The sequence below is a fragment of the Pseudomonas sp. PB103 genome, from assembly GCF_009764635.1.
Classification (GTDB): Bacteria; Pseudomonadota; Gammaproteobacteria; order Pseudomonadales; family Pseudomonadaceae; genus Aquipseudomonas.
This window is the reverse complement of sequence record NZ_RWIL01000036.1, coordinates 76,010-89,024: the sequence shown is the minus strand read 5'-3', so window position 1 is coordinate 89,024 and position 13,015 is coordinate 76,010. Positions and strand designations below refer to the sequence as shown.

Sequence of the window (13,015 nt, the reverse complement as noted above, 5' to 3'; positions counted from 1 at the left end):
CAGTCTCAAGGCGAACGCTTAGCGTCGCTTGGCCATCTCGTTGATGAAGCGGTCGAACAGTGGCGCGACATCGTTCGGGCCCGGGCTCGCTTCAGGGTGACCCTGGAAGCTGAACGCGCTCTTGTCGGTGCGCTCGATGCCTTGCAGGGTGCCGTCGAACAGCGATTTGTGAATCGCACGAACGTTGGCTGGCAGGGTTTCTTCGTCTACCGCGAAACCGTGGTTCTGGCTGGTGATCATCACAACGCCAGTGTCCAGATCCTGCACCGGGTGGTTGGCACCGTGGTGGCCATGGCCCATTTTCAGGGTCTTGGCGCCGGAGGCCAGAGCCAGCAGTTGGTGACCGAGGCAGATGCCGAACACCGGAATTTCGGTTTCCAGGACTTCCTTGATCGCCTTGATCGCGTAGTCGCATGGCTCCGGATCACCAGGGCCGTTGGACAGGAACACGCCGTCCGGCTTCAGTGCCAGTACGTCGGCAGCTGGAGTCTGAGCCGGCACCACAGTGACGCGGCAGCCGCGCTCGACCAACATGCGCAGGATGTTGACCTTGACGCCGTAGTCGTAGGCAACCACGTGGTAAGGCAGCTCGGAAGCGTCGATGGTCGCGTGGCTGTCGGTTTTCAGGTCCCAGACAGTCGAGCGCCATTCGTATTGAGTCTTGGTGCTGACGACTTTCGCCAGGTCCATGCCCTTCAGGCCCGGAAAGCCCTGCGCCGCGGCGATTGCCGCTTCTTCGGAGATGTTGTCGCCGGCCATGATGCAGCCGTTCTGAGCGCCTTTTTCACGCAGGATGCGGGTCAGGCGACGGGTGTCGATACCAGCGATGGCCACAACGTTGTTGGCTTTCAGGTAGTCGGACAGAGACATCGTGTTACGCCAGTTGCTCGCTACCAGCGGCAGGTCACGGATGACCAGGCCAGCGGACCATACGCGGTCGGACTCGGCATCTTCCGGCGTGGTGCCGGTGTTGCCGATGTGCGGGTAAGTCAGGGTAACGATCTGTTGGGCGTAGGAAGGATCGGTAAGGATTTCCTGATAGCCGGTCATTGCGGTGTTGAACACCACCTCACCAACGGTTTGACCGTCGGCACCAATGGCTTCGCCGCGAAAAATGCTGCCATCAGCAAGGGCAAGTATGGCTGGCTTAGTCAAGAAGACCTCCCGTAAATAACGCATGAAAGGGCGATCGCAGGTTGTAAAAAAGCGGAGTGACGTATGGACACGTCACCCCGCTTCTTCACTGAATTATTCTGCGCGCTTTTAGTGGACACACTAAAGCTGTAGCTTACAGAAAAAGGCTTTTTTGGTCCACCGCTAAAGAGCCTAAAAAGCCGGAGAATGCGACAGGACGTCGCCAAGCGGAGAAAAACCAGCGCAAACAGGGCGTTTGCGCCGGATTCAAACGATCAATCAACGCAGGTCGAGTACGTCCTGCATGTCGTACAAACCTGGCTCGCGACCATCCAGCCACAGCGCAGCGCGCACCGCCCCCTTGGCGAACGTCATGCGGCTCGACGCCTTGTGTGTGATCTCCAGACGCTCACCTTCGCAGGCGAACAGCACGGTGTGATCACCCACCACATCACCGCCGCGCACGGTGGCAAAACCGATGGTTTCGCGCTCACGGGCACCGGTGTGGCCTTCACGACCATAGACAGCGACCTTCTGCAGATCACGATCCAGCGCACTGGCAATTACCTCACCCATGCGCAACGCCGTACCCGACGGGGCATCGATCTTGTGACGGTGGTGAGCCTCGATGATTTCGATGTCGGCCTCATCACCCAACACCCGCGCCGCCATGTCGAGCAGCTTCAGCGACAGATTGACACCGACGCTGAAGTTGGCCGCGAAGACGATCGGAATATCCTTGCCCGCCTCGACCAGCAACTGCTTTTGCGCCGCATCCAGCCCAGTGGTGCCGATGACCATGGCTTTGCCTGCCTTGCGGCAGAACGCCAGATTTTTCAGCATCACTTCCGGCAGCGTGAAGTCGATCAATACATCGAACTCTTCAGCCACAGCCTCGATATGACCGGACAGCGGCACGCCGATACGACCCAGCGATGCCAGCTCACCGGCATCGACGCCGATCAGCGTGCTGCCGGGACGAACCACCGCAGCGGTCAACCCGGTCAGCGGCGCGCGCTGCTGCACGGCTTCGACCAGAATCTTGCCCATGCGCCCGGCGGCGCCCATCACAGCTATACGTCGCATGCCGATTCCTTACAGATCGCCGAAGAAGCGCTTCACACCGTCAAACCAACCGGTGGTTTTCGGCGAATGGCTGTTGTCGTCCGCCAGCGAGCCGCGGAACTCTTCCAGCAGTTCGCGTTGACGACGGTTCAGATTGACCGGTGTTTCCACTGCGACGCGGCACATCAAGTCGCCCGCACCGCCGCCACGCACTGGCGCAACGCCTTTGCCACGGACACGGAATTGCTTGCCGGTCTGCGTGCCCTCTGGGATTTTCAGTTTGACGCGACCGTCGAGAGTCGGGATTTCCAGCTCGCCACCCAGCGCTGCGTCGACGAAGCTGATCGGCACTTCGCAGAACAGATGCTTGCCGTCACGCTGGAAGATGTCGTGCTCGCGGACGTTGATGACCACGTACAGGTCGCCCGTCGGGCCGCCCTGCGTACCCGCCTCGCCTTCGCCAGACAGACGAATGCGGTCGCCGGTATCAACGCCGGCCGGTACTTTGACCGACAGGGTCTTGTACTCTTCAACGCGACCGTCACCGTGGCAGGAATCACACGGATCGGAAATGATCTTGCCCTGGCCATGGCAGCGCGGGCAGGTCTGCTGCACCGAGAAGAAGCCTTGCTGCATGCGCACCTGACCGATGCCGCCGCAAGTCGGGCACGTCGAAGGCGAGGAGCCTTTCTTGGCACCCGAACCGTCGCACGGCTGGCAATTGACCAGTGTCGGAACGCGGATATTCACCGACGTGCCGCGCACCGCTTCTTCCAGATTCAGCTCCAGGGTGTAGCGCAGATCGCTGCCACGCTGAGCGCCGCCACGGCCACCGCCGCGACCACCACCGAAGAAATCACTGAAGACATCGCCAAAGATGTCAGAGAAGTTCTGACCGCCGAAACCGGCACCGCCGCCACCCATACTTGGGTCAACGCCGGCATGACCGTACTGGTCGTAAGCCGCACGCTTGCTGGAATCGGACAGCACTTCATAGGCCTCGTTGGCCTCTTTGAACAGTTCTTCCGACGCTTTGTCATCGGGATTACGGTCCGGGTGGTGCTTCATCGCCAGACGGCGGTAGGCCTTCTTCAGGTCTGCATCGCTTGAGCCACGTTCAACACCCAACACTTCGTAATAGTCACGCTTAGCCATAAGTCTTCTGCACTCTTGAGGACGTCCGGCAAACCCCTCCTGAGGATCGCCAAACTCGTTGAGCCCCAATACAGGCCCGGACCCAACTCACGTCAATTCAACGATCCTGGTCTTTGATTCTGCGGTACTTGCGGCGCGAAAAGCAGGAGCATTCCCGGCCATACCGCCAGCATCCGCACGTTGTCGCATGCTGTAAAAATTCGCGTATTCCAGATACGCCAACGCGGGAGCTAGCTCCCGCGCGGCGACATCCTACCAGTCACTGCCTAAAGGCAGTCAACCGGCCGACCAACAACTTACTTGTGGTCTTTGACTTCTTCGAACTCTGCATCGACAACGTCGTCAGCCTTCTCAGCCGATTCGCCTTGCGGGGCTGCGCCATCAGCTGGCTGAGCCTGTTCGGCGTACATCTTCTGAGCAACCGGAGCGGAGACTTTCGACAGCTCTTCAACCTTCGCTTCGATAGCAGCTTTGTCGTCGCCTTTGACAGCGGCTTCCAGAGCAACCACAGCCGCTTCGATCGCAGTCTTCTCTTCGGCGGTGACTTTGTCGCCCGCGTCAGCAACCATTTTGCGAGTCGAGTGAACCAGTGCATCACCCTGGTTGCGGGCAGCGGCCAGTTCTTCGAACTTGCGGTCTTCTTCAGCGTTGACTTCAGCATCACGAATCATTTGCTGAATTTCGTCATCGGACAGACCGGAGTTGGCCTTGATCACGATCGACTGAGTCTTGCCGGTAGCCTTGTCTTTCGCGCCGACGTGCAGGATGCCGTTGGCGTCGATGTCGAAGGTTACTTCGATCTGTGGCACGCCACGTGGTGCAGGTGGAATGTCGGCCAGGTCGAACTTGCCCAAGGACTTGTTCTGAGTGGCTTGCTTACGCTCACCCTGCAGCACGTGAATGGTCACAGCGCCCTGGTTGTCGTCGGCAGTCGAGAACACTTGCGATTTCTTGGTAGGAATCGTGGTGTTTTTCTCGATCAGCGCGGTCATCACGCCGCCCATGGTTTCAATACCCAGGGTCAGCGGGCTGACGTCGAGCAGCAGAACGTCTTTCACGTCACCGGCCAGAACAGCGCCCTGAATCGCAGCACCCATGGCAACAGCTTCATCCGGGTTCACGTCTTTACGTGCTTCTTTACCGAAGAAATCGGTTACCAGCTTCTGTACCAGCGGCATACGGGTCTGACCACCGACCAGAATCACGTCGTTGATCGCGCCAACGTCCAGACCAGCGTCTTTCATGGCGATGCGGCAAGGTTCGATGGTGCGCTGAACCAGGTCTTCAACCAGTGCTTCGAGCTTGGCACGCGAGATTTTCACGTTCAGGTGCTTAGGACCGGTCGCATCTGCAGTGATGTACGGCAGGTTAACGTCGGTCGACTGGCTCGAGGACAGTTCGATCTTGGCTTTCTCAGCGGCTTCTTTCAGGCGCTGCATCGCCAGCGGGTCACCTTTGAGGTTCATGCCGCTTTCTTTCTTGAATTCGTCGACGAGGTAGTCGATCAGACGAATGTCAAAGTCTTCACCGCCCAGGAACGTGTCACCGTTGGTGGCCAACACTTCGAACTGGTGCTCGCCGTCAACTTCAGCGATTTCGATCACGGAGACGTCGAAAGTACCGCCACCCAGGTCATAAACGATCACGGTGTGATCGCCCTTGGCCTTGTCCATGCCGTAAGCCAGAGCGGCTGCGGTTGGTTCGTTGATGATACGTTTTACGTCCAGACCCGCGATGCGGCCGGCGTCTTTGGTCGCCTGACGCTGGCTGTCGTTGAAGTAGGCCGGAACGGTAATGACCGCTTCGGTCACTGGCTCGCCGAGGTAGTCTTCGGCGGTCTTCTTCATCTTTTTCAGAATTTCAGCCGAGATTTGTGGCGGCGCCATTTTCTGGCCGTTCACTTCAACCCAGGCGTCGCCGTTGTCAGCCTTGGCGATCTTGTACGGCACCATCTGAATGTCTTTCTGCACAACTTCTTCGTCGAAACGACGACCGATCAGACGCTTAACTGCGTACAGAGTGTTGTGCGGGTTGGTCACAGCCTGACGCTTGGCCGACTGACCTACCAGGATTTCGCCATCGTTGGCGTAAGCGATGATCGACGGCGTGGTACGCGCGCCTTCAGCGTTTTCAATAACTTTTGCTTTGCCGTTTTCCAGCACGGAGACGCAGGAGTTGGTGGTCCCCAGGTCGATACCGATAATTTTGCCCATGTTAACTCTCCCGAAACTTTGGATTTGGATGCCGCAGCAGTGGTGGCTGACTGCGGTAGCACTTAAACGCTTGACTTCTAAATGGGGGCCTTGCGGCTAATTTCAAGCCTTCTCGTCAATCGAAGGCGAAATTGGCGCAGGCGCCTTGCTGACCACAACCATGGCCGGGCGCAACAGGCGACCGTTGAGCTGGTAGCCCTTCTGAAACACCTTCAGAACGCTGTTCGGTTCTACGTCGGCGCTTTCTTGTGCAGCCATCGCCTGATGGTAAACAGCGTTGAACGGTTCGCCATGCGGATCGATCGCTTCAAGCTGATAACGCTTGAGGGTGTCGTGGAACATTTTCAGCGTCAGCTCGATGCCTTCGCGCATCGGACGAATATTTTCGTCGTCCGGGTTCGACAGCTCGAGACCACGCTCCAGGCTGTCGCAGATCGGCAGCAGGTCGGTGGCGAATTTCTCCAGGGCGAATTTGTGCGCCTTCTCGACGTCCAGTTCGGCACGGCGGCGGACGTTCTGCAGATCGGCAGCTACGCGCAGAGATTGATCTTGCGCTGCGGCCAACTGCTCTTCGAGCACTTGCACACGGGTCGCCAGGTCATCACTCGAACCTTCCGGCGCCTGAGGGGCATCTGGGTTTTGCGTATCTACTGTCTGTTCGTCAGCCATAGAATTCTCCTTTCAATTTCGTCCGCGAGCCTGACTCGCGCTTCTGTCCCGATATATGGGGCCGCAAAATCAGGCTTCAAGGGCCTTCAAGCATTAACCCTACAAAAAAGTGCCGCATTCTCATTCCCTGATGCGCTAAGAAGTTTTGCGGTTCAAGCAAATCGAGCTAAGCGAGGGCATTGTCAGGCCGAAACAAAACACTGTATAAATAACCAGACCTAAAGCCTGGGAGCGGCCTTTATGCTGGTGCACCTGTCCGTACATAACTACGCCATCGTTGAACATCTCGATCTCGAACTTGATCGCGGGATGAGCGTGATCACAGGGGAAACCGGCGCCGGCAAATCGATAATGCTCGACGCCCTCGGCCTGACCCTGGGCGATCGTGCCGACAGCGGCGTGGTTCGCCCGGGCGCCGACAAGGCCGACATCCTTGCGACTTTCGATCTGGTCGACATCCCTGAAGCCAGCGCCTGGCTGGCCGAGCGCGATCTGGACATCGAAGGCCCGTGCATCCTGCGCCGGGTCATCACCAGCGAAGGCCGTTCGCGCGGTTACATCAACGGCACGCCCTGCCCGCTTGGCGATCTCAAAGCGCTGGGCGAGTTGCTGATCGATATCCACAGCCAACACGAACACCAGTCGCTGTTGAAAACCGATACCCATCGCCGCCTGCTCGACGAATACGCCGGCGCGACCGATCTGGCCCGTCAGGTTCAACTGGCTGCGCAGCGCTGGCGCCAGACCCGTCAGGAGCTGGAGCGTCTTTCCAATTCCGGCGACGAACAACGCGCCCGCCATCAACTGCTCAGCTATCAGCTCGAAGAACTGGAAAACCTCGGTCTCGGCGATAACGAACTGGAGCAATTGGAGCAGGAACACAAAAACCTGACCAACGCCGAAACCTTGCTAGGCATTTGCCGGCAAGTGGTCGAGCAATGCAGCGAAAGTGATTCCGGCAATGTCCTGAACGCGCTGACCGCCAGTCTCAATCGTCTGTCGAGCGTGAATAATTCGGTCGGTGCACTGGGCGAAGCCAGCAGTTTGCTGACCAGCGCCCAGATTCAGGTTGAAGAGGCTGTCGGTGAACTCAATCGCTTCCTCGACAACTTCGATGCCGATCCGGCACGCCTGCAATATCTGGAAGAACGCCTCGACGCTATTTATACGTTGGCGCGTAAACACCGGATCCAGCCGACTGAAGTCGCGGAAATGCAGCAGAAACTGCTGGATGAAATCGAAACCCTGAACGCCAACGACGAATCCATCGACCGTCTGGGTGAGGAGCTGGCGTCCTACGCCCGCCATTATCAGGAGAAGGCTCGCGAGCTGAGCGATTTGCGCCATCAGGCCGCCGGCAGTCTTGCCAGTGCGGTGGAGCAAGAGATTCAGCGTCTGGGCATGCCCGGTGGTCGCTTCACCATTGAACTGCGCACCAACAGCAGTGACGAACTGCTGCCGAATGGGCTGGAACAGGTTGAATTGCTGGTCAGCGCCAACCCAGGTCAACCGCTTAAAGCACTGGCGAAAGTGGCATCGGGAGGTGAGCTGTCGCGGATCAGTCTGGCGATTCAGGTGATAACGGCGCAGACATCGCGCGTGCCGACGCTGGTCTTCGACGAAGTGGACGTGGGGATTGGTGGCCCGATCGCTGAAATTGTCGGTCAGCTGCTACGTCGCTTGGGTGATCGCGGCCAGGTTCTGACGGTGACGCACTTGCCGCAAGTGGCGGCGCAGGGACATCAGCATCTATTCGTGCACAAAGTCCGCGGCGAACAGGCAACCCACACGGCCGTATCCAAGCTCAGCAAGAACGACCGTATAGAAGAAGTGGCGCGCATGCTCGGCGGCATCGATCTGACCAAGGAATCTCTGGCTCACGCGAAAAAGATGGTCGTCACCGCGAAAGTTTAAGATTCAGAAACAATAAAAAGCACGAAGGCGACCCTTGGGTCGCCTTCGCTCGTTTCGCGAACCTGAAATTCGCGCGACATGCTTACTTTTTCTTGCGCACGTACAGCACCAGGTTGTGATCAACCATCTCAAAGCCATGCTTCTCGACGATCGACTTCTGAAGTTTTTCGATTTCTTCGTCGAAGAACTCGATCACTTCACCGGTTTCCACGTTGACCATATGGTCGTGGTGGCCACCGTCAGCCAGTTCGAATACCGCGTGGCCGCCGTCGAAGTTGTGACGGACCACGAGGCCAGCTGCTTCGAACTGGGTCAGAACACGGTAAACCGTGGCCAGACCGACGTCCTCGCCAGCTTCCATCAACGCCTTGTAGACGTCTTCGGCACTCATGTGACGCTGCTCGGTAGAGTCGAGCATTTGCAGGATCTTGACCCGTGGCAGGGTCACTTTGAGGCCGGCTTTGCGTAGTTCGCTATTTTCAACCATGGTCAGCTTTCTCGCGATGCTGCTTCGCAGCTTCTCTTAATGCGGGTATGATCGGCGTTTACGTTGTCCCAGCCAAGATAGTGGAAGTCGCCCACCGATGCAAAACACCAAGCTCTTGCTAACCAGTTTCACCTTTGTGGGACTGCTCGCACTCGCCGGTTGTTCATTCCCCGGGGTTTACAAAATCGACATCCAGCAGGGCAATGTCGTCACGCAGGACATGATAGACCAGTTACGCCCGGGAATGACCCGGCCGCAAGTACGGTTTATCATGGGTAACCCTCTGCTTGCCGACACGTTCCATGCCGATCGCTGGGATTATCTGTACAGCCTGCAACCGGGTGGCGGTGAACGCCAACAGGAACGCGTCAGCGTTATTTTCAACTCAAACGACCAGCTTGTCAGCCTGTCCGGTGACTTTATGCCGGGCGTCAGCCGTGACGAAGCCATTCTCGGCAAGGACAGTGGCACTTCTGTGACCGCTCCTGCTGAAAACGCCGAGAAGCCAGCACCGGAAAAACCGGTCAAGCCAGGTTCCTTGCTGGATCAGATCCAGAAGGATGTCGATGGTGTGGAAACCGTTCCGGTTCCAACACCAGAGCCGCTGGACACCTCGCCGCAGTAATTGGCGAGGCAATAAAAAACCCGGAAATTCCGGGTTTTTTATTGTCTGGCGTTTGGCGCTCCTAAAGATTCCGGGCTTTAGCCTCGGCCGCTTTGGCCGCGCGCAGGCGCCTAACCTCTTTCGGATCGGCGAGTAACGGGCGGTAAATCTCGATGCGATCCCCTGCTTGAACCAGCCGCGAATCAGCATCGGCAACCACTTTGCCGAAAATACCCAACGGGCATTGCGCCAGATCCAGCTCGGGAAACTCTACGCCAATCCCCGATGCAACGACTGCCGCCCTAACTGTCGCGCCCTCTGCCACGCTGACCGAGCGCAAAACCTGACGATCAACCGCGGCATACACCACTTCTATCTCGATCACCGGCTTAACCATGCATCTGCTTGGCACGCTGGCAGAACGCATCCACCAGCGTATTGGCGGCCTGATTGAACAGCGGCCCCAATGTGGCACGCACCAGCGGCCCAGCGTAATCGAACGACAAGTCCAGACTGATCTTGCAGGCTTTTTCGTTCAACGCCTTGAACACCCAGACGCCGTGCAGTTGATTGAAAGGCCCCTCTTCTAGGTTCATCTCGATCGACTGCCCTGGCACCAACGTATTGCGCGTGACGAAATGCTGGCTGAGCCCGCCCTTCGCCACCCCCACGCTGGCGCGCATGTGCTCGGGCGAGCTTTCCAGCACCTCGGCGGCCGAGCACCACGGCAGAAACTCCGGGTAACGCGCCACGTCGTTGACCAGGTCATAGAGGAATTGCGCCGGGTACGGCAGCAGTGCTGATCGTTGAATATGTGTCGTCATGTAAGCGTTACTTCCAGAGCTGAGCGGCAAACACTACAACAATGCCGATAGGCGCCACGTAGCGCATCAAGAACAAAGACAGGGCAAACAGTGCCGGGTTGCGGATCGACAATTCGTCACGCACCGCCTCACGCCCCATCACCCATCCGGCGAACAATACAAAACACAGGCCACCGAGCGGCAACATGATCCGCGAGGTGAAGAAATCGATCACGCCGAAGAAGTCCAGACCGCTCTGCGCACCCCATTGGTAGAGGTGGAACGCTCCGCCTTCGTTCACGAAAAATTTGGCTTCCTTCCAGATATTGAAGGAGAACACTGTACCCAGACCGACGAACCAGCAGATGAACGCCAACCAGAACGTCACCCAGGCGCGGCTGACTTTCGTGCGCTCAACCAGATAGGCGACCATCGGTTCCAGCAGGGAGATCGCCGAACTCCAGGCAGCAATCGCCACCAGCACAAAGAACACCACGCCCATTAACTGACCGAACGCCACATTACCAAACGCAAATGGCAGGCTGACGAACATCAGGCCAGGCCCCTCGCTAGGGTTCAGGCCCCCGGCAAACACAATCGGGAACAACGCCAGACCGGCGACCAGCGAAACAAAGGTATCGAGCAGCGCCACGCCGACAACGGTGCCGGACAGCGACGCGTTTTTTGGCATGTAAGCGCCGTAGATCATGATCGAACCGACACCGACGCTCAGCGAAAAGAACGCGTGCCCCATCGCCGGCAGCAAGCCGTCGAGGACTTTTTCCGGGTGGAAGTCGAACATAAAATGCACGCCCTCCATGAAATGCCCGGTGGTCATGCTATAGCCCAGCAGTACCAGCACCATCACGAACAACAGCGGCATCATGATGCGCAAGCTGCGCTCAAGCCCGGCAACCACGCCTTTGGCGATCACATACGCTGACAGCAGCATAAAAATCGTGTGCCAAAGTGTCAGGCGCCATGGATTGGAGATGACATTGCCGAAATAAGCGCCGACCTGCTCGGCCGTCGCGCCCTGGAAGTCACCGCGCCCCATATCGACGATGTAGTCCAGCGACCAGCCGCCGACCACGCTATAGAAAGACAGGATCAACAATGCCGTGATCATCCCGGCAAATGCGCCCCACGACCACTTGCCCGAGTGCCCGGCTTCCAGCGCCAGCACCTTCAAGGCGTTCGCCGGACTTTGCCGGGCGCGCCGGCCGATCAGGGTTTCAGCGAGCATGACGGGGATGCCGATCAGCGCGATGCACGCCAGAAACATCAGTACAAATGCACCGCCGCCGTAGACCCCGACCATGTACGGGAACTTCCAGATACTACCCAGTCCCACGGCCGAACCGGTCGCGGCGAGTATGAATACCCAGCGGCTAGCCCAACTGCCGTGGACAGAAACCTTGTCTGTCGACATCGTTTATCACGCCCAAGCGTTAGAAAAAGAGGCCGCATTGTCCGGGATTCACTCAACCTGCTCAAGCACGCAGCATCACCGTAGCCGACAGCCGTTTATCTCCATATAATGCCGCCCCTATGGCTAAACAGAAGAAACACCCAACAGGGACCATCGCGCAGAACAAAAAGGCGCGACACGATTACTTCATCGAACATAAGTTCGAGGCTGGTCTGGTCCTGGCCGGCTGGGAAGTAAAAAGTCTGCGGGCAAGCAAGCTACAGCTGGTCGACAGCTATGTCCTGCTCAAGGATGGCGAAGCGTGGCTGCTCGGCAGCCACATCACGCCTCTGATGACCGCAAGCACCCACGTCATCGCCGACCCGGTGCGCACGCGCAAATTGCTGCTCAACCGCCGCGAGCTGGAAAAGCTTGCAGCGATGGTGCAGCAAAAGGGTTACGCCTGCGTCTGCCTGTCCTGGTACTGGAGCAAGCACATGGTCAAGTGCGAGATCGCTCTGGGCAAGGGCAAGAAGGAATACGACAAGCGTGACACCGAGCGCGAGCGCGACGCCGGTCGTGAACTGCAGCGCGCTGTGCGCAACAAGGGCAAGGAAGACTAGTCCTGCCCTTTGAAAGCAAAGATCGCAGCCTGCGGCAGCTCCTACAGGGAAATACATATTCCTGTGTAGGAGCTGCCGCAGGCTGCGATCTTTTGCTTTAAAAAAATCACATCCCCTTGCGCCGCTCCGCCCGAGCCATGCGCTGAACCTCCTGCCGCACCTCTTCCAGCACTTCCTGCACATACAAAATGTGTCGGCTGGAGACTTCGCGCGCCTGCTCCGCACGTCCTTCAATAATCGCCAGATACAATTCCCGGTGCTGGGTGATCAGCATGTCGCGGGTTTCCGCGCGCTGCTTGTACATGCCGCCAATGTTGGTCACCACGTTGCGCTTGAGCAGATCAAACAGTCCACGAATGGTGTGCAGCAACACCGCGTTATGACTCGCTTCGGCAATTGCCAGGTGGAATTTCGCATCCGCCGCGCCCTCCTCCGCCCGACCGACCTCGTCGTGACGCGAATAGCAGTCCTGCAGTTCTTCAAAGGCTGCGGTCAACCGCTCACGATCGACATCCGTCGCGCGCAATGCGGCGTAATAGGCGCACGATGCCTCCAGAGTATGCCGAAACTCCAGTAGATCGCGCTGCGCCTCGGGGTTGCTTTCGAGCAGCTGCAGCAGCGGATCACTGAACGTCGAGCCCAGGCTTTCGACAACATAGTTGCCACCGCCCTGACGGCTGACCAGCAGACCTTTCGCTGCCAGCTTCTGAATCGCCTCACGCAACGACGGCCGTGATACGCCGAATTGTTCAGCCAGCGTGCGCTCCGCCGGAAGCCGCTCACCGGACTTCAGCGTGCCCTCAAGGATCATCCCCTCGAGTCGCTCGACAATATCGTCAGACAAACGGCGCTGACGTATCTGATCAAACCCCATAACTCATTTCTCCACGATCCCGACCGCTCGCCGGGCTCTCTATTCTGGCCTATTGGCGCCTCG

Annotated in this window: 13 protein-coding genes; 3 read left to right on the top strand and 10 right to left on the bottom strand. The window is 58.2% G+C overall.

The genetic code is table 11. The annotated features are described in order from the left end of the window. Positions 1 to 18 precede the first annotated feature (18 nt). The 5 genes from carA to grpE form a co-directional block, all read right to left on the bottom strand. On the bottom strand, positions 19 to 1,155 hold the full coding sequence (carA, locus tag EJA70_RS06505; protein WP_007915228.1) for a glutamine-hydrolyzing carbamoyl-phosphate synthase small subunit: 1,137 nt from the start codon (positions 1,153 to 1,155) through the stop codon (positions 19 to 21). A gap of 258 nt (positions 1,156 to 1,413) precedes the next feature. Further along, positions 1,414 to 2,220: a 4-hydroxy-tetrahydrodipicolinate reductase gene (dapB, locus tag EJA70_RS06500; RefSeq protein ID WP_008088318.1), complete on the bottom strand. Its 807-nt coding sequence runs from the start codon at positions 2,218 to 2,220 to the stop codon at positions 1,414 to 1,416. A gap of 9 nt (positions 2,221 to 2,229) precedes the next feature. Continuing rightward, entirely contained in the window at positions 2,230 to 3,354 is a 1,125-nt protein-coding gene (gene dnaJ, locus EJA70_RS06495; RefSeq protein WP_008088315.1) for a molecular chaperone DnaJ, read from the bottom strand. Between the two features lie 296 nt (positions 3,355 to 3,650). Further along, entirely contained in the window at positions 3,651 to 5,567 is a 1,917-nt protein-coding gene (dnaK, locus tag EJA70_RS06490) for a molecular chaperone DnaK (protein WP_158830202.1), read from the bottom strand. A 102-nt stretch (positions 5,568 to 5,669) separates the two neighbouring features. Continuing rightward, complete coding sequence (grpE, locus tag EJA70_RS06485) at positions 5,670 to 6,236, bottom strand: nucleotide exchange factor GrpE (protein WP_158830201.1); 567 nt, start codon at positions 6,234 to 6,236, stop codon at positions 5,670 to 5,672. 240 nt (positions 6,237 to 6,476) lie between these two features. Between grpE and recN the strand changes: the two genes are divergently transcribed. Next, positions 6,477 to 8,150 carry a DNA repair protein RecN gene (gene recN / locus EJA70_RS06480; protein ID WP_158830200.1) on the top strand — a complete coding sequence of 558 codons (1,674 nt, stop codon included), beginning with the start codon at positions 6,477 to 6,479 and terminating at the stop codon, positions 8,148 to 8,150. Between the two features lie 82 nt (positions 8,151 to 8,232). On the opposite strand, the gene fur is transcribed toward recN, so the two are convergent. Further along, on the bottom strand, positions 8,233 to 8,637 hold the full coding sequence (gene fur / locus EJA70_RS06475) for a ferric iron uptake transcriptional regulator (RefSeq protein WP_008088309.1): 405 nt from the start codon (positions 8,635 to 8,637) through the stop codon (positions 8,233 to 8,235). 97 nt (positions 8,638 to 8,734) lie between these two features. Here fur and EJA70_RS06470 point away from each other — a divergent pair, with 97 nt between their 5' ends. Continuing rightward, on the top strand, positions 8,735 to 9,262 hold the full coding sequence (locus EJA70_RS06470; protein ID WP_008088307.1) for an outer membrane protein assembly factor BamE: 528 nt from the start codon (positions 8,735 to 8,737) through the stop codon (positions 9,260 to 9,262). Between the two features lie 61 nt (positions 9,263 to 9,323). Here the strand turns inward: EJA70_RS06470 and EJA70_RS06465 are convergent, their stop codons facing one another. Genes EJA70_RS06465 through EJA70_RS06455 form a run of 3 tightly spaced genes read right to left on the bottom strand, consistent with a single transcriptional unit; the run spans position 9,324 to position 11,476 of the window. Beyond that, positions 9,324 to 9,638: an RnfH family protein gene (locus EJA70_RS06465; protein WP_158830199.1), complete on the bottom strand. Its 315-nt coding sequence runs from the start codon at positions 9,636 to 9,638 to the stop codon at positions 9,324 to 9,326. Further along, the gene (locus EJA70_RS06460) at positions 9,631 to 10,065 is read right to left on the bottom strand and encodes a type II toxin-antitoxin system RatA family toxin (RefSeq protein WP_007915213.1); all 435 of its coding nucleotides are present in this window, start codon (positions 10,063 to 10,065) and stop codon (positions 9,631 to 9,633) included. The genes EJA70_RS06465 and EJA70_RS06460 overlap by 8 nt, the downstream gene beginning before the upstream one ends. A gap of 7 nt (positions 10,066 to 10,072) precedes the next feature. After that, positions 10,073 to 11,476 carry a sodium-dependent transporter gene (locus EJA70_RS06455; protein WP_158830198.1) on the bottom strand — a complete coding sequence of 468 codons (1,404 nt, stop codon included), beginning with the start codon at positions 11,474 to 11,476 and terminating at the stop codon, positions 10,073 to 10,075. 119 nt (positions 11,477 to 11,595) lie between these two features. Here EJA70_RS06455 and smpB point away from each other — a divergent pair, with 119 nt between their 5' ends. Continuing rightward, complete coding sequence (gene smpB, locus EJA70_RS06450; protein ID WP_008088297.1) at positions 11,596 to 12,078, top strand: SsrA-binding protein SmpB; 483 nt, start codon at positions 11,596 to 11,598, stop codon at positions 12,076 to 12,078. Positions 12,079 to 12,184: 106 nt separating this feature from the next. Here smpB and EJA70_RS06445 read toward each other — a convergent pair whose 3' ends face one another. Then, positions 12,185 to 12,952, bottom strand: coding sequence for an FCD domain-containing protein (locus EJA70_RS06445; protein ID WP_008088295.1), 768 nt, complete (start codon positions 12,950 to 12,952; stop codon positions 12,185 to 12,187). Positions 12,953 to 13,015: the final 63 nt, after the last annotated feature.